Here is a 25,981-nt window from a genome sequence, read left to right on the forward strand (position 1 = left end):
AAGCACAGCTTTTCAGCCAACAATCAGGTTCCCAGGTATTCATCACACAGCGATCGCAAAACTTTTCGGTCTACTGAGTTTTAACAACCATCCCGGCTAGGGGTGGGTTGAAAGAAGCCGTAGAAAATCGCTTTGATCGCCAAAGTGAGTAAATCTTGGTTTCAACAACCATCCCGGCTAGGGGTGGGTTGAAAGTTTGAGGAGCGGAAGGGAGATTTTCACCCCCACGTTTCAACAACCATCCCGGCTAAGGGGTGGGTTGAAAGGTTCGCGCTGTGATTCTTTGAGCCATGTAAAAAGTTTCAACAACCATCCCGGCTAGGGGTGGGTTGAAAGTATCCAGCTAACGATATCCACAGCTTTACAAGTAAGTTTCAACAACCATCCCGGCTAGGAGTGAATTAAGAAAAATATTTGAAGCATTAAAATTTTTTTGAGAGGGTTGAAAGGCGCACTTCGTTCGGGAATATTCCAACATTTGTGAGTATATTAGAGATGTGCTGGGATCAACTCCACTTAAAAGGTCGGCGACATTAATTTGTTAATACGACATTTAAATCGTTAATAACGACACTAATGTGTTAACGACGACAAATAATTAGTTATTCGATACATCTACATCGGGATGACTGGATTCGAACCAGCGGCCCCTTCGTCCCGAACGAAGTGCGCTACCAAGCTGCGCCACATCCCGGCATAAAAATCCCATGATAAATTAACAATATCACAACCCGTGCCAAATAACAGAATTACATCTATATATATGAACACTTTACCCAAGGCTTTGCTTGCTACGATTAAATTTGTATAACTCTAGTGGTAAAAGCGGATTGTGACTGTAAAACCAGACTGGTTGCGGGTAAAAGCGCCTCAGCATGAGCGGATTGGTAACGTTAAAGATATTTTGCGGGATTTAGCCCTCAATACAGTTTGTGAGGAAGCATCCTGTCCAAATATTGGTGAATGCTTCAATGCTGGGACTGCCACATTTTTAATTATGGGCCCGGCTTGTACACGCGCTTGTCCCTACTGCGATATTGATTTTGAGAAAAAACCTAAACCGCTAGACCCCACGGAACCTGCACGACTAGCAGAAGCTGTTCGCCGCATGAAACTTAATCATGTTGTGATCACTTCTGTAAACCGAGATGACTTGTCAGATGGCGGTGCGTCTCAGTTTATAGCGTGTATTAATGCGGTTCGTACTGTTTCACCCAACACCACGATTGAGGTACTAATTCCTGACTTGTGCGGTAATTGGAATGCTCTAGAGTTGATTCTACAAGCCGCGCCAGAGGTATTAAACCACAATACAGAAACTGTTCCACGCCTATATCGCCGGGTGCGTCCCCAAGGAAACTACGATCGCACATTAGAATTATTGCACCGCTCTCGCCAAGTTTCTCCTAGCACATATACTAAATCTGGTATCATGGTTGGACTAGGTGAAACTGATGCCGAAATTCGCCAGGTCATGCAAGACTTGCGAACTGTAGATTGCGACATTTTGACAATTGGGCAATACCTCCAACCCAGTCAAAAACATTTGCAAGTAGATGAATTTGTCAACCCAGAACAATTTGCAGCTTGGAAGGCATTCGGCGAACAAATCGGATTTTTACAAGTTGTTTCTTCACCATTGACAAGAAGCTCATATCATGCAGAACAAGTCAGGGAATTAATGGAACGTTATCCCCGCAGCCGATTTTAGATTTGTTCTTGCGTTTAAATTCGGGCACAACTCTTAGAGATGGTGTTCGCATTCAGACCTTTTTAAATTTTGGATTTTAAATTATTCAATTCCAAAATCCAAAATTTAAAATCTAAAATTCGGTGAGTTAAAAGAATGGGGTGATGGGGAGACTTTTGATTAATGACTAATCCAAAAACTGTAGCAATTCTTGGTGCAGGTGCTTGGGGTGCATCTCTGGCAAATCTCGCCACAGCAAATGGTCATCAAGTGCGCGTGTGGTCGCGTCAAGGTTCGCAAACTATCCAAGCAGTTTTAAAAGATGTCCAAATCGTCCTATCCGCTATCTCGATGATTGGTGTGAGGGATGTTGCTTCTCAAGTCCAGTCTTTCCCCCTTTCTCCAGAGACAATTTTTGTCACAGCGACGAAAGGCTTAGACCCTCAAACCACCTGCACGCCATCGCAAATTTGGCAAACAGCATTTCCTAACCATGCAGTGGTTGTTCTGTCTGGGCCTAATTTATCAAAAGAAATTCAAATGGAATTACCAGCAGCCACAGTGGTAGCCAGTAATATTCCCACGGCTGCGGAAATAGTGCAGTTAGTATTTTCCTCTGGACGTTTTCGGGTATATACCAATCCCGATCCTTTGGGAGTGGAATTGGGGGGAACACTAAAAAATGTGATTGCGATCGCAGCTGGTGTGTGCGATGGTTTACAACTAGGAACCAATGCCAAAGCTGCTCTAGTCACCCGTGGACTTACAGAAATGGTTCGCATCGGCAACAACTGGGGTGCGAAGACAGAAACATTTTATGGTTTATCAGGTCTAGGAGATTTATTAGCAACCTGCAATAGTCCCTTAAGTCGCAATTACCAAGTCGGCTATCAGCTAGCTGGCGGTAAGTCACTTACAGAAACTCTCGCAAATTTACAAGGAACTGCTGAAGGAGTGAACACTTGTCGGGTTCTGATGCAACGAGCCAAGCAAGAAAATATTCCTGTTCCAATCACTGAGCAAGTTTATCGTTTACTTCAGGGTGAAGTCACACCTCGACAAGCGCTTGATGAACTGATGCTGCGAGATATCAAGCCAGAGTACAACTACTAGTACCGCAAAGTGGAAATCAAAAGTTAAAAGTCAAAAGTCAAAATGAACACAGCGTAAGAGTTTCGTTGATTTGGGATGGATGGTTTATTTACGCCGTGCTGTACTAGTAGTCTGTCCTATAAGTTCTGATTAGACCTCTTGCAAAAAGCACTTTTGCAAGAGGGGGAAAAGGGTAAAGGTTAAAGGGAAAGGGGACAATACAGAACCTTTCGCCTTTCCCCCTTTCCCTTTTCCCGACTTATGCAAGAAGTCTATTGATTAGTTTGTTACCAAAACCCTGTAGAGACGCGAAATTAATGCGATAGACCAGTAGTCTGTCTTGAAATTGGCAGGTTAAGGCTAATATGCAAAAAGACGCGGGGACAGGAGAGAGTATTTAATAACTCCCCCACGTTTTCTATTTCCGTATCGAGAGAATTTTTGCCGTTAATACTAATCACTTCTTAAATATCTATTAGCTCTACTTATACCTGAATAATCCTGAGAAAAAATTGCTAAATCGTCAGGATATTACTTTTGTAGCCATGTAAATGTGACTATGCCAATTATAAAGATGACATTCACTTAAGGATGTTTATACCGTGTTAAAAAAGCTACTATTAAAAACCATCAAGGTTGAAATGTTAACTAAGTAGTTGAAATATTCAAAACCTAGCTGCCGATTTGAATAGCTATTGGTTTAATCAAAAGCTTATCAGCCGATTAAGTTCAGTAATGCTGTATCCAATAAAACTATTACAGTTAATTTCAAAAAAAACTGTAATGGAACGTTCAACTATGTTAGTTCATCGTAAATCACGGGAACAATAGCAACAGTTGAATAGCTGACCGTAATCTAAGCTGACCGAAATCTATTGTTACCTGGAGCCATTGAGACGATCTTTATGCCAGCAACATCTTTTTATGCAGACGCCCCCTACAACACCAAAAAGTCTAGCCAGGCTTTGGACTCGGATTTCACGGTTGACGAAAGTGAGTTATCGGTAGATGACCTACAGGAGCTAGAAATAGCTGCTGCTGACAATGCTAACTTTACTCTTAACACTAACCGTCGGAGTACAGACCTAGTACGTCTATATCTTCAGGAAATTGGTCGGGTTCGCTTGTTGGGGCGCGATGAAGAGGTTTCAGAAGCTCAAAAAGTTCAACGCTACTTGCGGATGCGGATAGTACTTGCTAAAGCCGCTAAGGAAGGGGATGAAGTGATTACGCCTTATCTTCGGTTAATTGAAGTTCAAGAACGTCTTACTTCTGAACTAGGACATCGGCCGTCTTTGGAAAGATGGGCTGCTACTGCTGATATAGTTTTATCGGATCTTAGACCGACTTTGGCAGAAGGCAAACGTCGCTGGGCTGAAATTGCCAAGTTGACTGTAGAAGAGTTGGAGCAAGTTCAGTCCCAAGGACTTCAAGCAAAAGAACACATGATTAAGGCGAATCTTCGCTTAGTTGTGTCTGTTGCTAAGAAGTATCAAAATCGCGGTTTGGAATTGTTGGATTTAGTCCAAGAAGGCACACTTGGTTTGGAGCGAGCTGTAGAAAAATTTGATCCAACAAAGGGTTATCGCTTCAGTACCTATGCTTACTGGTGGATTCGTCAGGGAATTACACGGGCGATCGCTACTTCTAGTCGCACCATCCGCCTCCCTGTCCATATTACCGAAAAGTTAAACAAAATCAAAAAGGCCCAACGCAAAATTGCTCAAGAAAAAGGTCGCACCCCAACTCTAGAAGATTTAGCAACTGAGTTAGAGATGACACCGACTCAAGTACGAGAAGTTTTGTTGCGGGTTCCTCGCTCCGTTTCTTTAGAAACCAAAGTAGGTAAAGATAAAGACACTGAGTTAGGCGAATTACTCGAAACCGACAGTGTAACTCCAGAAGAGATGTTAATGCGAGAATCTTTACAAAGAGATTTGCATCATCTTCTATCAGATTTGACTAGCCGGGAACGCGATGTAATTTTGATGCGCTTTGGTTTGGCAGATGGTCATCCTTATTCTTTAGCAGAAATTGGCCGCGCTCTCGATTTATCACGGGAACGAGTCAGACAAATCGAATCCAAGGCTTTGCAAAAGCTACGTCAACCCAAGCGTCGCAACCTCATCCGCGACTATTTGGAATCTTTAAGTTAGTCATTTGTCATTTGTCATTTGTCATTAGAAAACTGCATTTGACAAATGACTACCAACAAATGGCTGATTTTATCCCATATTTAAAGCCTTTTAGAGGCTTGTAGCAAATAATTTGCATTTAATTGGACAAGAGTTTCCCCAGACCTTTGCTCAAATATCTTAAAGGTGGGGATCAACTGCACAATTCAAAATTAACTTATATAAAATTCAAAGTCAAGGGATGCAATCGTTATAAGTATCCTAATTATTAGCTGTATGCAAATTAAATGCACTACAGCTTATTACTTGATTTTTGCTCAAGATTTGATGAATTGTTCTTATAATATTTAGTAAGAATTCTCAATAGGCAATGATTGTTGCAAATTGCTCCCAAGATTTGTTATATTCTCAACTAACAAGCTTTGTTGAGAAATATTAGTATGACTGTCTACACAACTACTTCACTCAAGGCAGAACTGAATGAACGAGGCTGGCGATTAACTCCCCAGCGCGAAACAATTTTACACATTTTTCAAGAACTTCCGCAAGGTGAGCATTTAAGCGCGGAGGATCTTTATCATCGGCTAGAAACTGATGGTGAAGGGATCAGTCTGTCAACTATTTATCGGACTTTGAAGTTGATGGCAAGGATGGGAATTTTACGGGAACTAGAACTGGGCGAGGGACATAAGCATTATGAAATCAACCAGCCCTATCCTCATCATCACCATCACTTAATTTGTGTTAGATGCAACTCAACTATTGAGTTTAAAAATGACTCAATTTTAAAAATTGGGTCGAAAACAGCTCAAAAAGAAGGTTTTCACCTACTAGACTGTCAAATGACCATTCATGCAGTGTGTCCCAAGTGCCAACGGGCACTGATGCCGCTTTAGCATTTGGGTAGATAAAAAACAAAACTACTCAAATTAACCAAATAAATGGAATTTTGAGCAGTTCGTAATTTGTTGTTACTGGAGGCAAGCAACCAGTTTGGGACTGATACTAACAACGCCAAAGCGGATGTTAAAAGCGTCCGCTCTTAAGATCCTTGAGACTAATGCCGTAGAATTCTTGGGCTTGTTTAATTGCTTTTTTGGTGTCAGCTGCCATTACACCGTTCAGCTTGCCTTTATAAAAACCCCGCTCCCGTAGTCGCGTTTGGATTTCTAAGGTATTAAATTCGCTTTTGCTAGTAGTATTAACTGAGCTATATAACTTAGCTCGCGTAGTTGGGCCGGCAACACCACTTGCTGACAAGTAGTTAGCTGCTTGGAATCTCCGTACAGCATCGGCAGTGTAAGGGCCATAATAGCCATTTGGCTCTCCCTCTAAGTATCCTGCCTGGATTAACTGTTCTTGAAGTAGTCTAACTGGTTCGCCGCGATCGCCTACACGAAGTTTATTGCGATTGACTACCTTTGTGGGAGCCTCTTCTCCATCACCAATGCCAACTCCCGGCAGTTTAGCTAATGTTGCTGGGCCAACAATACCGTCAACGCTTAATTTGTAAGAATCTTGGAACCGCTTGACAGCTTCTTCGGTAATTGGCCCAAATATTCCTGTGGCGTTTCCGTAATAAAAGCCTGCAATTCTTAAGCGTTCTTGCAAAGCTTTGACATCTTCACCTTCAGCCCCTTTAGCAAGGTAGTTGGAATTACGGCCTTGGCTACTAGTTGCTGAACTGGCTGAACTAGTTGTGCTAGGCTTTTTGGCTTGTGCGCTTCTTACAGCAGTAGTTTTTTTAGCTTGCCAAGTTTCTAATTTTTGTAGGGTGTTTGCGCCAACAATGCCGTCCACTGGTAAACCGGCAGCCTTTTGAAAGCGCCGCACAGCTTCTTGTGTGGATGCGTCATATACTTGGGTAACAGAAGATTGGTAAAAACCTGCTGTTTTCAACTTTTGTTGTAAATTTCTGACGGAAGGGCCTTGATCGCCTTTTTCCAGTGCCATGACGCTGGTAACAGCGCCAAGAATAGATAAAGACAGAGCAAGGGGCAACATATACTTCCAAGCCCTACCTGAAAGCCGTTTCCAGTCTGGTGCAGCTGCGTCCTTAAACAAGGAACTGAGGGAGACCAATTCACTGGGTGTGCTGTCTTCGTAGGCGAAAGCTAGGTGCAAATACGCAAGATTCTCCATATTTGTTTCCTACACCATTGATTTTTCTTCGATCACTGCTTCAGCTTGATGTACTAGGTTCCTCAAAGCTTCTAATGTTCCTATATTTACATCCTCCCACAAATTGCGCTTATGTGCTTCTAATAATTTTTCAGCTATATCACGCAGTGCATAAGGATTCTTTTCCTGAATAAATTCTGACACAACTGGGTCGAGTAAGTAAGCCTCTACTATGCCTTGATACATATAATCTTCTACACATTTAGCTGTTGCATCGTAGGCGAATAAAAAATCTACTGTCGCCGCCATTTCAAAGGCTCCTTTGTATCCGTGGCGCATAACTCCGGCAATCCACTTGGGATTAACTACGCGAGAACGATACACCCGCGCAATTTCTTCTTTCAGTTGGCGGACTCGTGGTTTAGCGGGTATAGAATTATCACCAAAATAAGTTTCGGGATTTTTCCCCTGTAGAGAACGCACCGCCGCAGTTAAGCCACCCTGAAATTGGTAATAATCATCAGAATCTAGTAGATCGTGTTCACGATTATCTTGATTGTGCAGGACAATTTGCATTTGCGCCAAGCGTTGCTCGAAGGCTTTGGTATTGGGGACTGGGAATTGGGGATTGGGAATTGGGAATTGAGTATAGTTATTTTCCTTGTCTCCTTGTCCCCTTGTCCCCTTGTCCCCTTGTCCCCCTGCTCCCTGCCCCCCTGCTCCTGTTCCCGATGAGTAGGCGTAAGAACTCCAGTTGATGTAGGCGCGGGCTAAATCTTCGTCGTCTGTCCAGTTTTGGGATTCGATTAAATCTTGGAGTCCGGCGCCGTAAGCACCTGGGCGAGAACCAAAAATGCGATAGCGCGATCGCTCCACGGCTTCTTCTACAGTTAATCCTTGGCTTGTCCACAAATCAGTTTCTTGGCGAACTGCATCCGCTAGGGGATTTTGTTCTGGCGGTTCATTCAAGTCTGCTACTGCTGATACTGCTTGAGCAAATAAGTCAATTAAGTTGCCAAAAGCATCGCGGAAGAATCCCGAAATTCGCAACGTGACATCTACACGAGGACGCCCCAAAATCGCCAAGGGCAAAATTTCAAAATCCACTACTCGCCGCGCTGCACCATCCCAGACAGGTTGGACTCCAAGTAAAGCTAAGGCTTCGGCTATATCATCACCGCCTGTTCTCATGGTGGCTGTTCCCCATAGTGATAAACCTAGTGTTTTGGGATACTCACCATATTCTTGTGTGTAATATTCAACGAGGGTTTCAGCAGCTTTTCTGCCGATATCCCAAGCTGTCTCTGTGGGAATGGCGCGAATATCGACAGAATAAAAGTTTCTCCCTGTTGGTAGAACTTCTGGGCGGCCGCGCGTGGGTGCGCCAGATGGGGCGCTGGGGACGTAACCGCCATCAAGTCCGTGTAATAAGTGGGTGATTTCTTGGGGGGTTTTTTGTAAGGCGGGAAGGAGGCGATCGCATATCCAGGTAGAGACGCGATGAATTGCGTCTCCCTCCCCAGCTAAGACGCGATGAATCGCGTCTGTACAAGAAGAATTTTGATTTATTAGCTGTTCTACTAGGAGGGCGGCGTGTTCTTCTAGGACTTCGACGATATCACCGAGGGTACGGCATTCTGTGCCATTAACTATTGAGTATTCATCGCTAGGCATTGACAAATTGGCTGTGAGGGGGTCGAAATCTAGACCCCAGTCTTGAGCGATCGCACGCGTGATGCCTGAAGAATGGCGATTGGGGATGCGAGCGATCGCTACTATTAAATCTCGTAGCTGCCTTCCTTGGGGGCATTGCCCGAAAATGTGCAAGCCATCACGGATTTGGGCTTCTTTCAATTCACAAAGATAGCCACCGATGGAATTCAAAACCAGAGATTCAGACTTAAAAATTTCTGTTTCATTTTGGATTCCTAAATCTAGATGGAGATTTTCTTTGATTACCAGTTCGTGGATGCGATCGCGAATCACTGGCAAACGCGAAGGATCTAAACTGTCGGCTTCGTAATACTCATCAATTAAATTTTCTAACTGCTGCAAAGAACCGTAGAGTTCCGCACGAGTCATCGGTGGCGTTAGATGATCTATAATCACCGCTTGAGCGCGACGTTTCGCTTGGGAACCTTCACCAGGATCATTCACAATAAACGGGTACAGGTGGGGAAGTGCGCCAAATGCCACTTCTGGATAACAATTACTTGATAAAGCCACACTTTTACCGGGTAGCCATTCTAGATTTCCGTGTTTCCCTACATGAACTACAGCATCAGCACCAAAAGTTTCTCTTACCCAATAGTAGAAAGCTAGATAGGCATGGGTTGGTTCTAAATCCGGCGCATGATAATTCAAACTGGGGTCATTATCATAACCTCTTGCTGGCTGAATTCCCACAAAAACGTTGCCGAGTTGAATTCCGGGAACGGGGAAAGAAGCAGGGGGGCAGGGGGGCAGGGGGGCAGGGGGGAAGAATTCTTGATTGCTCCTCTGCTCCTCTGCTCCCCTGCTCCCCTGCTCTAAATTTCCCCACCGTTCACTAATACCTTGCTGAACTGCTGGCGGTAATGAAGCGAAATATTCTTGATATTCTTCCCAAGAAACACTTTGGTGTACCGGAAGCGATTCTCTACCTTCTGGATCGTTGGTTACACCATCTGTCAGGCGTTGAATCAACTCTTCTCCTTGAGCAGGTGGATTTTCTACTTCATACCCAGCCTGATGTAAAGCTTGGAGGATTTCTACACAACTAGCTGGAGTGTCGAGTCCCACACCATTAGCGAGGCGGCCGTTGCGGTTGGGGTAGTTTGCCAAAATTAGAGCAATTCGCCGTTCTTGGGGTGGTTTGGAACGTAGACGCGCCCAATTTGCTGCTAGGTTGGCAACGAACTCAATGCGATCGCTCACTGGTTCATAAATTACCACATCCGTCTCTAGATGGGGATTACGAGTTTGTACGGCTTTAAAAGACACAGCACGAGTAATAATCCGCCCATCTACTTCTGGTAGCGCCACATTCATCCCAATATCGCGGGGAGAAAGCCCTTGAAACTGTGACTCCCACTGCTCAATTGATCCGCCACTGAGGATCACCTGCAATACAGGCACATCTAATTTTTCCCATAGTTCAGTTTGGGGTGTTTCGCTTTCCAAACGTGCTAGAGAAAAACTGGTGGTATTCAGCAACACAGCTATTGATTCGCCTTCTTTGGGTTGAAAAAATTCACTCAACTCAACTTGCACATCAGGTTCACGCAATGAGGAAACAAATACTGGCACAGGTTGTAAATTTTTTTGTACCAAAGCTTCGCATAAAGCATCAATTACTTTAGTATTTCCCGCTAAATAATGAGCGCGGTAGAAAAGGATGCCGATTTTGGGGATTGGGGATTGGGGGATTTGAGGTTCCGAGGTGGATGAATCTAGTTCCGAGGTGGATGAATCTAGTTCCGAGGTGGATGAATCTAGTTCCGAGGTGGATGAATCTAGTTCCGAGGTGGATGAATCTAGTTCCGAGGTGGATGAACGGAGTTCTGAGGCGGATGAATCTAGTTCCGAGGTGGATGAACGGAGTTCTGAGGCGGATGAGTCCAGTTCTGAGGTGGGTGAATCCAGTTCTAACTCTCCCCTGCGCCCCTGCTCCCCTACTCCCCATTCATACAATCCCACACGCGGAACTGGACAGGGTAACGGCGGATTATATGCAGTTAACAGGCAAGTATCAGAGATAAATTCCAGAGCATTAACGAAATTTTCTACGCCGCCTTCGCTGAAATATTGCCATACCTGATTCACAATACTCAGAGGTACGGTAGACTGAGAAATTAAGTCGGGATCAAAAGCGTCGTCCCCTGGCATTACAATGAGGGTTCTACCATTACGTTGTACAATTTCTTGCACTACTTCTAAGCCATAACTCCAGTAGGAACGTCCTCCTAACAGGCGCAAAATAATTACTTGGGCAAGTTCCAAAACTTGCTCCCCATAAGTATCTATGCTTAACTGTTGCTGTAACTGCAAGAGATTAGCGACTCTTAAGGCAGGAAAGCTTGTAGGTAATTTTGTCACCGCAACTGCCAAAGTTTGAATGTCGGTATCAGCAGCCGTAATCAACACGAAAGGCGCTGGAGTTTGTTCTAGAAAAATTAAGCCCTCTGACTGATTCCATCCACCCGATATGCTACTTGTACGATGCATAATGCTGTATTACCGTCTTAAACTATATGGTTATTGCACAATCAAAACAAACTTTTTCCGTGCATTCAGCCCCTTCTTACCAGTAATGATTTAAAATGCTTAGTTCTCCTGATTTGAGCTTTTCTCGAACCTTGCCTATTGTTGTATTTAATCAGCTTGGGGAATTGTTAGAACAGATGGCTCAAACGGTGGGAAGTGCCACTCTAGTACTGACAGAAGCTGTGTTGATGCGGATTTGCATACCTGTGGAATGGCAAAGGCAAAGGTTTACGTTGGTGGTTTCTGAGCAGTTTAGTGCGCTTCTGGTAGGAAACTTAGCGCAGGGGGAGGAAGGGGAGCAGGGAATTGACTCGGCGCTTAATGCTCAATTGACATTTAATTTAGAGGCGATCGCAACATTCGTTTACGAATTGAGAGACTTGTTTGAGTGTGATTCCTCCACTTACCAAAATCTCGAAGGCTATCGCCAAATTATTCGACCCAATGATGCCACGCTGCAAAGTCAATTTTCACTGTTGTTATTAGAATATCTTTTAACTCAGCCAAACCAAGAAATAATAGCACCTCCAAGCTCAACGCCGACAATTTATATCTGTCAGCCAGTGGAAGATGCTTTAAAAAAACAGATTTCCCAAGAGCGGTTGTTAAATCAGGTAACAACACAGATCCGCAAAAGCCTGGATTTGTCGGTGATTATGGCAACAGCAATTACACAAGTGCGTGAGTTTCTGGAATTAGACAGATTAGTAATCTATAAATTTGAAGGTTCCAAAGTTAAGGCTCAACAATACCAGTCTGATACTATTCCCCTCAGTGGAACTGCACTGCTAACAGGTATGGAACAGTCAATTGGGGAACCTTCCAAAATCTATTTTTCTATACCAGAGAATAAGGATAAACTCTCGCTTTCTGTGTCAGCCAATAATCAACCATTACTAGAAAACAGGCAAAACTATCGAGGTTATATTGTCTATGAAGCCCGTGCTACAGATGCTATTACATCGGTGTTGAATTACACGGAAAGAAATTGCTTTATCCAAACCTCTCAATGTTGGGAAAAATATCGCCAAGGCTTTACCTTAGCTGTGGATGATGTCGAAAAAACTTATGCTCTAGAAAAGTGTTTGTTGAAATTTTTGAGGGAAAGCCAAGTTAGGGCTAAGTTAGCAGCACCGATTATATTTGAGGACAAGTTGTGGGGATTGCTGATTGCTCATCAGTGCGATAAGCCACACCAGTGGACTGAAAGTGAAAAAAACTTGTTGGTTGCGATCGCAGAACAATTAGCGATCGCAATTCACCAAGCTGAGTTAATGCAAACGCTTACCCAAGAAAAACAAACTCTCGAACAACGAGTTATTGAGCGTACAATAGGATTGCGTGATGCTCTCCTCGCCGCCGAAGCTGCTAACCGTCTCAGAAGTGAGTTTCTCGCTACTATCAGTCACGAATTACTCACGCCTTTAACTTATGTGATTGGGATGTCATCTACGTTATTACGTTGGCCTTTGGGTGAATTGAGTCAACGACAACGGGGTTATCTGCAAACAATCCACGACAGTGGAGAACATTTATTAGAAATGATAAATGACATCCTCGATTTATCGCAAATTGAGGCTGGTAAGACAGCTTTAAATATTTCGGAATTTTCTTTGGTGAATGTTGCTGAAAATGCTATAGAGTCACTGCGAAAAAAAGCAATCAGTGAACAAATTAATCTCAACCTTGATTTGCAAATCGATCCTAGGCGCGATCGCTTTACCGCCGATGGAGAACGAGTAGAACAAATTCTCTGGAATTTGTTAACTAATGCGATTAAATTTACCCCTGAAAATGGCAGCGTTACCTTACGTCTTTGGGTGGAAGATAATACTGCTATTTTTCAAGTGGAAGACACCGGGATTGGTATTCCCGATGAACAATTACCATTAATTTTTGATAAATTTCAGCAACTCGATACACCCTATCGCCGCCGCTACGAAGGTACTGGACTTGGACTAGCTTTAACTAAACAACTTGTGGAACTCCATCGGGGACGAATTGAAGTAGAATCAACTGTAAGTATTGGCTCAATTTTTACTGTATGGATACCAACTCAGTCTATGAGAGTGGTGAGTTAGGAGTCATGCGATTTTAGATTTTAGATTTTAGCCCACTGTTTGTTACTTAGGGACTTCCAGAAAATAAATTATCCAATTTACTTAGATCATATTTTTCTTTCTCCCCCAGCAAGAACTGCTCCCTGCCCCCCTGCCTACACCACGATAGAATATTTCTTTTAGTTGGAAGTCCCTTAACTCGCCTCGATTCATCAACACGCTATGCCTACGTTCGCCTATTTTTTAGGATAGAACGAGTTTGAAAGTAATTAGACTATACATGAAATTTTTGCAACTAACTTAAGTATGAATAAATAGTCTATCTTAAGTAGGTTTCTGAAAATGAGTACAGCAAATAAGCTGTTATTTGATTGTTGAAAATAGCTTTCCATAGCAGTAGTACTTAAACTTTTTATGTTTAAGTACTTTTTATCTAAAACTATGATTTACGCACTATACAAATTAACCATAATGTGAATTGTGGTATTTGGTCGCAGATGATATCAGCTAACCAAAGTACGAAACTATTTATTTTGAGGCTAAACTAATAAGCATTTTTTCAAATATTTTTAATACATGTTCATTTCCATTATCTCTAGTAAAAATACTATAATTTGGATGAGAATTGATTTCAATCAACCAATATTGGTTATCTCGATCTAAAACTATATCTAAACCACCATAATCAAGGTCTAGTTCTTCAAAAATTGGTTGAGCAAAATTAGCAATCTCTGACAATATTTGTGGATCATTAATATACTTGGCCTTTGCACCATTCCAGTGCAGGGGACTGAGGTTTCCCGCAAATTCTGCATTACTTATATCTTTTTCATAGAGCAAAACTAATTCTTTATTTAAGAAAACCGCTCTATATTCAGATTTAATGTGAATAAATTCTTGAGCGATCGCAACGTAATCATACTTTTGATTAATATCAAAAATCTCTTTTACAGCAGTTTCAATTTCATCTGTATTCTGGCATAAAAAAACGTTATGTCCACCAGAGCCAGAATTTCTTTTGACAATTACTGGTGTTTCAAACTTTTCTTTAATTTCTAATACGATATCCTGAATACTAGGAAATTTTAAATAAATTTTATATTGAATGTCACAAAAAGGGGAAAGAAAACCTATAGTGCGAGGGAGTTTAATTTTCTGTTTTAAAATATGGTAAGTGTATTCTTTATCTTTTATTATTTTTGCTACTGCTTGATTAATTAACGGAGTACTATAGTTACAAAAATAATGCTGTTTATTATTGAGTTTAATTCTTATTAAATTTTCAGCAGGTTGAAAAATTTCATAGCTGATGTTTAAGTTTTCACAAGCTTGAAGCAATAGCGAAACATTATCTAACATAAATACTTAAATTTAAATGTCCAAATTACGATTTAGGAATTATTTTAACTTGTTGTTTGCCGTTTAAAAATTACTATCTCAGTACCAACAACTGGGTTACGTGCTATCAACCTATTTTGGGAGTCAACAATTTCTAAATGGGTAAAATCCAGTTCTTGAGAGCGTTGTAATATCTCCCCAGCTAATTTGTCCTGCTGAGATTCATTGAGAGTGTACCAATCGTCGCTAATTTTGACCGTAAGATTGCTGGTGCGGAAGTTGGCTTGAATTGACTTTATCAGACCAGAGGCAATGCGATCGCTAATTTCGGCTACCTGATTTTCAATAGCCGCAATCAAGGCTTGTTCTGGTGTCAATTCTATGGCTGGGGTTGGTGTTGGCGTTGGCGTGGGAATTGGTTCGGGTTCCGCTTTCGCTTCCGGCGTTGGTGGTGGCGGAGTTTGTATTTCTGGCGGCGGCGTAATTTCCTCTGGTGGCAGTGACGGCTGTGGTTCGGGTGCAACTGACTCAGGTGGAGTAGTTATCGTTGGTGTCGGTGCTGGTGCAGGAACTTCTTCAACGGGTGGAACTGTTGCGATTTCAGTAGGTGGTTTACCAGTAAAGACACTCGCAGTTGTCCAAACAATAATTACAGCAATTGCAGTAACAATTCCCGTCAAAGCTGTATCTGATAATTTTGTTGACAAATTTGATGGTAAAAACAAGCGGATTGTCCTTAACAGTCCACCCCACCACAACTGAAACTGCTGGAAAAAGCCAGGTTTTTCCTCAGTACCCGGTGGGGGTACTGTCTCCAGTTTCTCCACCGTTACTTCTAAAACCCCAATCGTCCCTTGGAGAAGTTGGATAATTTTAGCCTTCCAAAATGGCTGAACTCTCTGGTAAGGTTTTTGGGGAGGTTGAGTTACTTGCTTATCCGTCGGTTTTGACTGATTGTCTTGTGACATGGAACTTTCACCAAAAGCAGCGAATCAAAGACAAACAACGTACATTATTACTGGTGCTGCCTTCTTTTGCCTTAATGTATCACTTCAATTGCACATTGCTTCAGCTAAACTGACTATTTATTAAATTTGGTGAGTTATGAACCTCAAACGCCGTCAATTTTTATTTTTAAGTAGCTTCAGCGCCATTAGTACGGGATTTTTAGCCTGGATGTTAGCTGATAAAAATCATCAAACTGCTGATATTACCGATTCAATAACAGCTATAGCCGCCAACCCAGCCAAAAAAGACTTGTTATTACGTTTTGTGTCTGTAGCTGATACAGGGACTGGCGCTAAAGGACAGTATGCTGTGGCTGGAGCGATGAACGCATATCACAAGCGAAATCCTTATGATTTAGTTGTTTTAGCTGGAGACAATATTTACAACAACGGCGAAATTGAGAAAATTGGCGAAGTTTTTGAACGTCCTTATCAAGGTTTACTCAAGCAAGGTGTGAAATTTCAGGCTTGTTTAGGTAATCACGATATTCGTACTGAAAATGGCGATCCACAAATCAAGTATGCTGGCTTTAATATGAAGGGACGTTATTATACGTTTAAACGTAATCAAGTACAATTTTTTGCTTTAGATACTAACAGTAATGCTGATTGGAAAACCCAGCTAAATTGGTTAGAAAAAGAATTAAGCCTTAGTAATGCTCCTTGGAAAGTTATATTTGGTCATCATCCAATTTATTCATCGGGTCAGTATGGGAGTAATCCAGATTTTATAAAAACTTTCACTCCTCTATTTCAAAAATACGGGGTTCAACTTTACATTAATGGTCACGAACATAATTATGAACGCACTCGTGCTATTGATGGTACAACTTATTTAATTTGTGGCGCAGGTGCGGGTAATCGTCCTGTAGGGCGTTCCGAGTGGACAAAGTATTCTACTAGTGACTTAAGTTTTGCTTCTTATGAGGTGTATAAAGATAGAATAGAAGTAAGTGCGATCGCTACTAATAATCGCGTTTTTGATAAAGGCATTATTCAATTAAAATCAGCTTAGTTATATGACTCAGCAAGAACTTCCTTCTACACTCAAAAATATTTTAGAATCATCTCAAACACTAGATACTCTATTTTCTGCACTTTTACCGACTGTAGGAGATTTTTTACAGTCTGATAGATGTTTTCTATACTTGCATAATCCACAAAATAACCTTGGTAGAGTTGCCTTTTGTTGGATTCGCACTCCAGATGTACCTACTGTTTATAATGAAGACTGGGCAGCACAACCCCCATCTGTAACAGATGAAGATCCGATGTTTGCGGCTGCGCTACGCGCTGAACCTTCAATATTTGTCGAAGATGTGGAAACTGCTCCTGCTGAGATATTAAATTGGGAATTTGAACAGAAGAATTTTGGACATCGCGCTCTTATTCATGCCCATATCCGCCAGGATGGTCAACTCTGGGGAATTTTACAACCATGCATTTTTGGTCATCCCAGAATTTGGACTGAATATGAACGAGGAGTGATTAATAATCTTGTCGAAAAAATTACACCTTTTGCAGTTGATTATGTAAAATCTGCTTTTAATTAACTGTTTTTTATCACTAATTGATTAGCTGTAGAGTAAATTACGTTCAGTCTTGTTAAAACTATGAAAGTCAAGCGCTTGAAAATGCAATTTTTCCGTGGAATCGGCAATTTGACGCTTGATTTCCACGAGACTGAGCCAACTATACTTATTGGTATCAATGGTGTAGGAAAATCAAGTATTCTTGACTGTATAACTATTCTTTTGTCACGTTTTACAAATCCCATTCAATCTCCTACCGCTTCTGGAAGAATTTTCACCAAAGAGGATGTTACTAATAGAAAATTGATAACACGCAACGAAATTACAATTTCAGTAGATTCTCAAGAAGTAATATGGTCATTAACTAAGTGGAAACAAAGAAGTGGCAAATATGTCAGTAGTAGCTTAATTGAGTTACGAAAACTACTTGAGAAAGTACAGCAGGAATTGAGAAATAATCCTAAACTTAATCTTACAGTTATTATTTATTATGATGTCAATCGTGCTGTATTAGATATTCCCTTGAGAATTCGTCGTAAGAAATATTCATCTGAGCAGATACATGCTTATGATCAAGCGCTCACAGGCGGAAAAATAGACTTTAGGTTTTTCTTTGAATGGTTTAGAAACCAAGAAGACTTGGAGAATGAATCCTTAAGGGACAATCCTAATTATCGAGACAAGCTGCTTGAAACGGTAAGAAAAGCAATATATTTACTACTTCCAGAGTTTTCTAACTTACGGGTTCGTCGTTCTCCCTTGAGAATGACCGTAAAAAAACAAGGTCAGGAACTAATTATCAATCAGCTATCTGATGGGGAAAAATGCTTGTTGGCAATGGTGGGAGATTTAGCAAGACGATTAGCGATCGCCAACCCAGGTTTATCAGATCCTCTCCAGGGTAATGGTGTTGTTTTAATTGATGAAATTGAACTCCACCTACACCCTAAATGGCAACGAGAAATTATTCCTGCTTTGACAAGAACATTCCCTAATTGCCAATTTATTGTGACTACCCATTCGCCTCAAGTAATTAGCCAAGTCAAGCCGGAAGGTATTTACATTCTAGAAAAGACAGACGAGGGTGTTGTTGCGAAAAGACCAGAAAGTTCCTTTGGGAGAGATAGCAATCGGATCTTAGAAGACCTTATGGGTGTCCCAGCACGTCCACAAGAAATTAAAGATCGTTTACATGAGTTATTTAGACTCATTGATGAAGGAAATCTTGATGGTGCTAGGCAATTATCTCAAGAAATTGCTGATATTATTGGGCAAGATGAACCAGAATTAGTAAAAGCAAGTGTATCTATTCGACGCAAAGAGATTTTGAAACGGTGAAATATATCAAAAAAAGTGAGGAACCAGAAAGTTTTACCGTTTGGAAAAACCTAGCAAATGAAGATTGGCAGCCAAGTTGGGACAACTTCAGCAAACCACAAAAAACTGATGTACATGATTCCTTATTGCAAGAGCAAGGTTTTATCTGTTGCTATTGTGAAAGGCGTATTACCAAGGATATTAGTCATATTGAACATCTAAAACCTAGATATCCTAATACTGAGCTAGCGCTAGAATACACAAATATGCTGGCTTCATGTCAAAGAGAAAGAGAGCGTAAAGAACCTCTGCACTGTGGAAGCAAGAAAAATCATTGGTACGATGAGAATTTGATGGTTTCACCCATAAATGCAAATTGTGAGGAGTTCTTTAAGTACACCGATGATGGGCAGATTTTGGCAACAGATAATTCAAAAAAGCAATTAGCTGCTGAAGTAACAATTGATAAACTCGGACTCAATATTGATAAGCTGAAAGATTTACGCGCAAAAGCTCTTGAGCCAATATTGGAAATCATCAACACAATCACAGAGGAAGACAGACAAGATTTGATTTTAGGTTTCAGTGAAACTGATTCTAAAGGATATTACGAAGAGTTTTGTGCTGCGATTATTTATTTACTAAAAAATTAGTTTTAATTCAATAAAGTGCTTGCATACAGGTAGCCTGTCGTAGGCATCGCATTCAGATTATACTAAATAAAATTAGCCCAATTATCACCACAAAACTTTATGATTACTGAGGCAGTTATGCTTCATGTTAAACCTGGTCTAGAATCAGATTTTGAAGCTACTTTTAAAAAAGCTTCTAAAATTATTTCCTCAATGGATAGATATTTATCCCATGAATTGCATAAATGTATAGAAGTTCAAGGTAAATATTTATTACTTGTCAAATGGCAAACCTTAGAATCTCATACTGTTGGATTTAGAAATTCTGCTGAGTATCAAGAGTGGAAAAAACTTCTGCATCATTTTTATGAGCCATTTCCTACTGTTGAACACTTTGAAGAAATTGAAATATGAAAAACAAAAACCCCAACTTTTTTAAAAAATCGGGGTTCTATGGCTTGTGAGTTTTTTAAACTTTTTGCAATTGTGCTACTCTTGGGTCAATAATTTTCTGTCCCAAGCTATCAAATTTAATTGCCACAGACATCTTACTACCCGTTCCAAAAACATGAGTAATTTCACCAATTCCAAAAGTTTTATGTAATACTCGATCGCCTACTTGCCAATTCTGCTTCGTGTCTTGCTTTCCATTAGAAGTAGAGGCACTTTTAGTATAAGTTTGACGACTCAGGCGTTGAGTAGTTAATAATTCTTCTGGTAATTCGTCGAGAAATTGCGATCGCATCGCAGGTTCACGAGAACCATACAAACGACGTTCCCGCGCGTGTGATAAATACAACCTTTCTTGGGCGCGAGTAATTCCCACATAACATAGGCGGCGTTCTTCTTCCAAAGATGCGGGGTCACTTAAGGAACGGTAGCCGGGAAATAGCCCTTGTTCTAATCCCACCAAAAATACTACGGGAAATTCCAAACCTTTGGAAGCGTGCAAAGTCATCAAAGAAACGGCTGTTTGTCCTTCTTTTAAGTTATCCAAATCGGAACTGAGGGCAGCACTATTCAGAAAGTCTTGCAGGGAAACCTCTTCGTTTTCTTCTTGAAATTGCAGCGCGGCGTTGTAAAGTTCCTGAACGTTTTGTACCCGATCTGTAGCTTCATCTGTGCCTTGATTCATCAAGTCTTGAACGTAACCAGAATCTTCTAGTATTCCTTGTAAAACCTCAGTTACCGGAAGCGTAGCAACTTGTCCTTGCCAACGGCTAATCATTGCGGCAAAGTTATTTACAGCTTTTGTCGCCCGTCCAGCTAATGTATTAACTGATGTTTCATCGCTGAGTATTTCCCACAGGGTTGTCCCTAATTGTTGGGAGGCGTTTATCAAAGCATCAATAGTAGTTTTGCCAATTCCCCGCCGGGGAGTATTGATGACTCGCAATAAACTAACTGTATCGGCTGGATTATTTATCGCTCTTAAATAAGCGACGACATCTTTAATTTCTTTGCGATCATAAAACCTCATTCCCCCCACAACTGTGTAAGGAATTTGATATTTCACCAACAATTCTTCAAAGGGACGAGATTGAGCATTCGTCCGATAAAGTATGGCAAAACTACCCCAGTTTAACTCTGGATTTTGCTGTTCTAAAGTGCTAATTTGATTAATTACAAATGCCGCTTCTGCAAGTTCTTCATCGGCTTTATAACAAGTAATCTGTTCACCCGTTCCCCGCGTCGCTTTCAGGACTTTATCAATGCGTTGGGTGTTATTTTCAATCAATTCATTAGCTGCTTGCAGAATGTTTTCACAAGAACGATAGTTTTCTTCTAGCTTAACCATCGTCCGGGTATCATCATCTACCAAACCATCGCCAAAGTCTTCCTGAAATCCCAACAAGATGGTAAAATCTGCCATCCGAAAGCTGTAAATTGATTGGTCTGCATCACCAACAACAAAAACTGAGCGATTTTCCCATTGCCATTCGCTCTTTTTGGTTTCGCCATTAGTAACTAATAAATTAATCAGTTGATACTGAGTGCGGTTAGTATCCTGATATTCATCTACGAGGATATGACGAAACTTGCGATGCCAGTAACCTAATACTTGCTCGTTTTGTTGAAATAATCTAGTAGGTACAAGAATAAGATCGTCAAAGTCAAGAGCGTTGTTTTGTGCTAATTTTTCTTGATATAAATTGTAAACTTGGGCAATTACCCGTCCTCGATAATTTGGTTGGTCTTGCTCAAATTCTTGGGGTGATAAACCTTGGTTTTTCGCATTACTAATAGCGTAGCGAACAGAGCGGGCGTCAAACTTTTTATCGTCTAAATTTAGCTCTTTATTAACGATTTCTTTGATCAGACTGATAACATCTGATTCATCAAAAATAGAAAAGTTGCGATTCCACTTGCGTCCTTTTTCGTCTACATATTTTTCAATATCAAAACGGAGAATCCGAGAAAATAGACTATGGAAAGTGCCACACCATAAGTCTTTGATCGTATTTTTGTAAACTTGCGATCGCAATTGCACTTGTTGATATTCAGTCAACAAATCCAACCGTTGTCCGTGTTGTTTCATCGCCAGCTGTTCCGCAAACAGCCGTTGAATCCGGTCTTTCATTTCCCGTGCGGCTTTGTTGGTAAAAGTAACCGCCAGGATATTCTCTGGATCAACGCGGTGTTTCAAGATTAGATTCGCAATGCGATAAGTCAGCGCTCGTGTTTTGCCGGAACCTGCGCCAGCAACAACTAGCAACGGGCCGCAGTAATGTTCGACAGCTTGACGTTGGCTAGGGTTAAGGTGACTGAGAAAGTCGATGGTTGTTGTCATGGATGTGAAAAAGCGATTGCCTGGCGTCACATCAATATAGAATTGCTATTGCCCAGGTTACAACATCTTAACGAAACTTGGTCAATAAAAGATTGGCAATATTCTTAACCAGAATGTTACTCATAAGCTAAGACCTGACGAGCTTTGCCATCAAAAATATCAAGCATTTGATCGCGCCAGCTAAAAATGGGATCATCTGCTACGAGTAAGGGAAATGGGCTAACGCTACGTGCCCACTGAAAAGAGCTAAACACCACATAATCTGCCCAAGCTGGTGTTTGTCCAGCTAGGAAGCTTTGGTGCTGGAGAGTTCGACGCATTGGGGTTAGGCTATTACGAAAGGTAACAACTCGTTGTTCCCGGTCGGCAGAAATTACCTCCAATGTTGCACCAAAAGCCTTTTCGCGTGTTTGGCGGAAGTAGTCTTTGTCTTTATCGTGTAGGTGCAAATAAATATCTGTGATAATCAATCGCACGATTTCAGGATTGAGTACTGCTTCCACCCAATCAGTAGTAAATCTGGATAACGACTTTCCAACTTCTCCACCAAATAGTGATGGGTACTTAGGGTAATTCTCCTCCAGATACTGAGCGATCGCCCAAGAATCGTAAAGAACTTGCTCATGATCAACTATTACTGGTACCTTACCCTGTCCTGAGAAGGCAATAGTTTCCTTTTCAGTAAAACGCCAAGGTACAGTTTCAAAAGGCAATCCCTTATGGAGTAGAGCCAGTCGCACGCGCCAACAGTTAGGACTAAAACGGCGATCATCCTCAGCCCCTGCCAAATCGTACAGCCTAATCTTTGTTGATTGCATGATTGATTGTATTCCTGAAAATTTTATGCTGTCCTGACGATAAAGCTTAGATTACTGCTAATAGAACGCAATTTGAGCGAGCATTGTCTTTACAGGATTTACGCCAAAAATTTCCAAAACTATATAATTTGTGTCAAGGCAATTCATAAATTGCCCCCACAATACATTAATTTTTTCTACGCTACATAGGTTGATTGTCAGTTCTTCTTACACTTTCGTCGTAAGATCAGCGACGGGGAATCCAACATCAAAAAATGCTGGGCAAGCTCTAACTTTTTCTGCGATTGACCCTGTTTAATACCTAACCAATAAGTATTGTTACCAATAGGACTATTCACTCCTTGAGTACCCAATTGACATTGGATAGCAATACACGATACATCATGATTCAACCGTTAAATTTTTAAAGATGAAAAATTTCTTTAATTTCTGGTTTAACCAATACAAGGAGAGGTGGATATGGATAGTAGCTTAATTGTATCCAACATTTTGAATCCGCCAATCCTGTTTTTCTTTTTAGGCATGACTGCTGTTTTTGTCAAGTCTGATTTAGAAATTCCCGCACCAGTGCCGAAATTATTTTCGTTGTATCTACTGTTTGCGATTGGTTTTAAAGGAGGGGTAGAACTAATTAAAAGCGGTGTAACTCAGGAAGTAATTTTAACACTCGCGGCAGCAATGATGATGGCTTGTGTTGTGCCAATTTACACCTTTTTTATCCTAAAGTGGAAATTGGATACTTACGATGCAGCTGCGATCGCCGCAACCTACGGTTCTATCAGTGCCGTCACCTTCATCACAGCTAGCGCTTTTTTAACTGAGCTTGGCATTACTTTTGATGGTTACATGGTGGCAGCCCTTGCTCTGATGGAATCTCCAGCGATTATAGTTGGTCTAATTTTGGTGAACATATTCACCGCCGATGGAAAGCGAGAGTTTTCGTGGCCGGAAGTTTTGCAAGAAGCATTTCTTAATAGTTCAGTTTTTCTATTAGTCGGTAGTCTATTAATAGGTATCTTGACAGGAGAACGCGGTTGGCACGCATTAGAACCTTTTACTCAAGGGTTGTTTTATGGCGTTCTCACCTTCTTTTTACTGGATATGGGACTAGTCGCTGCTAGAAGAATTAAAGACTTGCAAAAAACCGGAGTTTTCCTAATTTTATTTGCCATACTAATTCCAATAGTCAATGCTGGCATTGGCTTGGTAATTGCCAAATTGATCGGTATGCCTCGCGGAGATTCGCTATTATTCGCTGTATTGTGTGCCAGTGCTTCTTACATCGCTGTCCCGGCGGCTATGCGGATGACTGTTCCCGAAGCAAATCCCAGCCTGTATGTTTCTACCGCTATAGCAGTGACATTCCCGTTCAATATTATTGTGGGAATTCCGTTATATCTTTACGGAATTAACCTATTTTGGAGGTAATAATATGCACGTAGTTAAAAAGATAGAAATTATCGCCAACTCCTTTGAACTTGCCAAAATTTTAGATAGTTTAGACAAGTCGGGTGTACATAACCATGCCGTAATCCGCAATGTTGCTGGAAAAGGATTACGAGGAACGACTGAAGATTTAGATATGACAATGCTTGATAATGTTTACATCCTCGCCTTTTGTATGCCAGAACAACTCAAACGGGTTGTCGAAAATATCAAACCACTTCTTAATAAATTCGGAGGTACTTGCTACGTTTCCGATGTGATGGAAGTTCGCTCTGTCAGATGTGTAGCGTCGATGTAAGAGAGTTATAAATTCAATGAAGCATTTCATGGAACGTCGTGACTTTTTGAAGTTGGGGATGACTGGTGCCTTTGGAATGATGCTATCCGCCAGCGATTTACTCTGGCGGGTAGAACAGGCTAAAGCTGCCGAAATACCCTCAACCTCCCCTGAATCCCTCAGTCCTGATGCAGCCTTACAAAAGCTGATGCAGGGGAATCAGCGATTTGTTGCTCATCAACCCCAATACCCCGATCAATCGGCGCTGCGGTTGCAGGAAGTTGCTCAAGCTCAACATCCATTTGCAACTATTCTTAGTTGTGCGGATTCACGAGTTCCCGCCGAAATTGTTTTTGATCAGGGCATTGGAGACATTTTTGATGTTCGGATTGCCGGAAATATCGCTACGCCTGAAGCGATCGGTAGTATTGAATATGCGGTTGTCTTGTTAGGTTCTCCAGTGCTGATGGTGATGGGGCATGAACGTTGTGGGGCTGTGACTGCCGCAGTCCAAAACGAATCGTTACTCGGTGATATTAGTACTTTTGTGAAGGCAATTAAGCCAGCAGTGGAAAAGGTTAAGAGTCAGTCAGGTGATGCGGTTGAGAATGCTGTGGTTGCAAATGTGCAATATCAAATTGAACGGTTGGAGCGATCGCAGCTTTTAACTGAGCAAGTGCGATCGGGCAAATTGAAAATTGTTGGAGGTCGTTACGATTTAGATACAGGGAAGGTAACTATTATTACTTAATTCGGTAGAGAATTCCCAACAATATATACAATTCAAAATTCAAAAATTGTTGGAGACTCTGATTCCCGACTGAAAAACTGTTTGGTGTTCACTGATAAGCTAATGAGCATTTAAGTTGCATATAGCGGTTCTCAATTGTATAGAATACAGACCATTTGTAGGGGCACAGCAATGCTGTGCCCTATTGTGTATTGCTTCCATTCGAGAACCACTATAAAAGCAGGGCTAGAGATGCTTACTACATTTTCTGTAACAATATCAAACTTTTAGCTCAGTAATTACACTATACTAGAGAACAAACGGTTGAGAACGGACTTGTGTTCTGAACGAATAGACTTGTCCGGTTGATTACTTATTAAAGCCGAAGAACCCCACCCCAAGAATAAGGCTATGGTGTACACAGAAGCCTGAAATAGCTGATTAACGGGACTTTAACAAAATTTAAGAGCAAAAAAGAGTAAAAGAATATCAAGTTCGAGATAAAATCAGCCTACTACGCCATTTTATTTTAGTTTTCTGTGCCTATACTTTCATTCTTTGGCATCAGTTGACTGGTGGGTTACGACGAAAATGGGCTAATAAACCTTTGAACACTTTTACTGAGGCTTTAGAGGCTTTCAGAACAGCTATGTCTTTCCGTTTTTTTGATTGGTTGACTCTCAATCTTGACCTGTTCGCTTCTTATAAAGCTAGTTTGGGGTATATTTGGGCTTGATTTTTGTTTAAGTC

19 protein-coding genes, 1 tRNA gene and 1 pseudogene are annotated in these 25,981 nt (G+C 41.3%); 14 read left to right on the plus strand and 7 right to left on the minus strand.

The genetic code is table 11. From position 1 onward, the window contains the following. Positions 1-620: 620 nt before the first annotated feature. Positions 621-694 (minus strand) — tRNA-Pro (locus tag RMZ43_RS00005). 138 nt (positions 695-832) lie between these two features. Here RMZ43_RS00005 and lipA point away from each other — a divergent pair. The 4 genes from lipA (at position 833) to RMZ43_RS00025 (ending at position 5,813) form a co-directional block, all read left to right on the plus strand. Next, positions 833-1,711, plus strand: a complete 879-nt coding sequence (gene lipA / locus RMZ43_RS00010; protein WP_322652919.1) for a lipoyl synthase — start codon at positions 833-835, stop codon at positions 1,709-1,711. A 162-nt stretch (positions 1,712-1,873) separates the two neighbouring features. Further along, positions 1,874-2,803: an NAD(P)H-dependent glycerol-3-phosphate dehydrogenase gene (locus RMZ43_RS00015; protein WP_322651866.1), complete on the plus strand. Its 930-nt coding sequence runs from the start codon at positions 1,874-1,876 to the stop codon at positions 2,801-2,803. 884 nt (positions 2,804-3,687) lie between these two features. Beyond that, entirely contained in the window at positions 3,688-4,938 is a 1,251-nt protein-coding gene (gene sigC / locus RMZ43_RS00020; RefSeq protein ID WP_322652920.1) for an RNA polymerase sigma factor SigC, read from the plus strand. 419 nt (positions 4,939-5,357) lie between these two features. Beyond that, positions 5,358-5,813 carry a Fur family transcriptional regulator gene (locus tag RMZ43_RS00025; protein WP_012407750.1) on the plus strand — a complete coding sequence of 152 codons (456 nt, stop codon included), beginning with the start codon at positions 5,358-5,360 and terminating at the stop codon, positions 5,811-5,813. Between the two features lie 130 nt (positions 5,814-5,943). Here RMZ43_RS00025 and RMZ43_RS00030 read toward each other — a convergent pair whose 3' ends face one another. Then, a complete protein-coding gene (locus RMZ43_RS00030) occupies positions 5,944-7,059 on the minus strand; it encodes a peptidoglycan-binding domain-containing protein (RefSeq protein ID WP_322652921.1) in 1,116 nt (371 codons plus the stop codon). Positions 7,060-7,068: 9 nt separating this feature from the next. Then, complete coding sequence (gene cobN / locus RMZ43_RS00035) at positions 7,069-11,244, minus strand: cobaltochelatase subunit CobN (protein WP_322652922.1); 4,176 nt, start codon at positions 11,242-11,244, stop codon at positions 7,069-7,071. A 95-nt stretch (positions 11,245-11,339) separates the two neighbouring features. Between cobN and RMZ43_RS00040 the strand changes: the two genes are divergently transcribed. Next, positions 11,340-13,364: a GAF domain-containing sensor histidine kinase gene (locus RMZ43_RS00040; RefSeq protein WP_322652923.1), complete on the plus strand. Its 2,025-nt coding sequence runs from the start codon at positions 11,340-11,342 to the stop codon at positions 13,362-13,364. 507 nt (positions 13,365-13,871) lie between these two features. On the opposite strand, the gene RMZ43_RS00045 is transcribed toward RMZ43_RS00040, so the two are convergent. Continuing rightward, on the minus strand, positions 13,872-14,702 hold the full coding sequence (locus RMZ43_RS00045; protein ID WP_322652924.1) for an ATP-grasp domain-containing protein: 831 nt from the start codon (positions 14,700-14,702) through the stop codon (positions 13,872-13,874). Positions 14,703-14,746: 44 nt separating this feature from the next. Continuing rightward, positions 14,747-15,649 (minus strand): hypothetical protein, encoded by a 903-nt coding sequence (locus RMZ43_RS00050; protein ID WP_322652925.1) that lies wholly within the window; start codon positions 15,647-15,649, stop codon positions 14,747-14,749. 136 nt (positions 15,650-15,785) lie between these two features. On the opposite strand from RMZ43_RS00050, the gene RMZ43_RS00055 reads away from it, so the two are divergent. From RMZ43_RS00055 to RMZ43_RS00075, 5 genes are all read left to right on the plus strand, one after another. Continuing rightward, positions 15,786-16,703, plus strand: a complete 918-nt coding sequence (locus tag RMZ43_RS00055; RefSeq protein WP_322652926.1) for a metallophosphoesterase family protein — start codon at positions 15,786-15,788, stop codon at positions 16,701-16,703. A gap of 4 nt (positions 16,704-16,707) precedes the next feature. Next, positions 16,708-17,241 (plus strand): GAF domain-containing protein, encoded by a 534-nt coding sequence (locus RMZ43_RS00060; protein WP_322652927.1) that lies wholly within the window; start codon positions 16,708-16,710, stop codon positions 17,239-17,241. 81 nt (positions 17,242-17,322) lie between these two features. Next, positions 17,323-18,558, plus strand: a complete 1,236-nt coding sequence (locus RMZ43_RS00065; RefSeq protein ID WP_428850679.1) for an AAA family ATPase — start codon at positions 17,323-17,325, stop codon at positions 18,556-18,558. Further along, a complete protein-coding gene (locus RMZ43_RS00070; protein WP_322652929.1) occupies positions 18,555-19,190 on the plus strand; it encodes a retron system putative HNH endonuclease in 636 nt (211 codons plus the stop codon). Before RMZ43_RS00065 ends, RMZ43_RS00070 begins: the two co-directional genes overlap by 4 nt. 99 nt (positions 19,191-19,289) lie before the next feature. After that, the gene (locus RMZ43_RS00075) at positions 19,290-19,583 is read left to right on the plus strand and encodes an antibiotic biosynthesis monooxygenase family protein (protein ID WP_322652930.1); all 294 of its coding nucleotides are present in this window, start codon (positions 19,290-19,292) and stop codon (positions 19,581-19,583) included. Between the two features lie 55 nt (positions 19,584-19,638). Here RMZ43_RS00075 and pcrA read toward each other — a convergent pair whose 3' ends face one another. Then, complete coding sequence (pcrA, locus tag RMZ43_RS00080) at positions 19,639-21,960, minus strand: DNA helicase PcrA (protein ID WP_322652931.1); 2,322 nt, start codon at positions 21,958-21,960, stop codon at positions 19,639-19,641. A gap of 116 nt (positions 21,961-22,076) precedes the next feature. Then, positions 22,077-22,778 carry a glutathione S-transferase family protein gene (locus RMZ43_RS00085; protein ID WP_322652932.1) on the minus strand — a complete coding sequence of 234 codons (702 nt, stop codon included), beginning with the start codon at positions 22,776-22,778 and terminating at the stop codon, positions 22,077-22,079. 459 nt (positions 22,779-23,237) lie between these two features. Between RMZ43_RS00085 and RMZ43_RS00090 the strand changes: the two genes are divergently transcribed. The 4 genes and pseudogenes from RMZ43_RS00090 to RMZ43_RS00105 form a co-directional block, all read left to right on the plus strand. Then, positions 23,238-24,206 carry a sodium-dependent bicarbonate transport family permease gene (locus RMZ43_RS00090; RefSeq protein WP_322651878.1) on the plus strand — a complete coding sequence of 323 codons (969 nt, stop codon included), beginning with the start codon at positions 23,238-23,240 and terminating at the stop codon, positions 24,204-24,206. Positions 24,207-24,210: 4 nt separating this feature from the next. Further along, positions 24,211-24,522, plus strand: coding sequence for a P-II family nitrogen regulator (locus RMZ43_RS00095; RefSeq protein WP_322652933.1), 312 nt, complete (start codon positions 24,211-24,213; stop codon positions 24,520-24,522). A 28-nt stretch (positions 24,523-24,550) separates the two neighbouring features. Continuing rightward, a complete protein-coding gene (locus RMZ43_RS00100) occupies positions 24,551-25,252 on the plus strand; it encodes a carbonic anhydrase (RefSeq protein ID WP_322653061.1) in 702 nt (233 codons plus the stop codon). A 457-nt stretch (positions 25,253-25,709) separates the two neighbouring features. Beyond that, positions 25,710-25,967 (plus strand): annotated as a pseudogene (locus tag RMZ43_RS00105) (IS701 family transposase); the annotation flags it as partial. Positions 25,968-25,981: the final 14 nt, after the last annotated feature.

The sequence above is a fragment of the Nostoc sp. CmiVER01 genome (genome assembly GCF_034531135.2).
Classification (GTDB): domain Bacteria; phylum Cyanobacteriota; class Cyanobacteriia; order Cyanobacteriales; family Nostocaceae; genus Nostoc.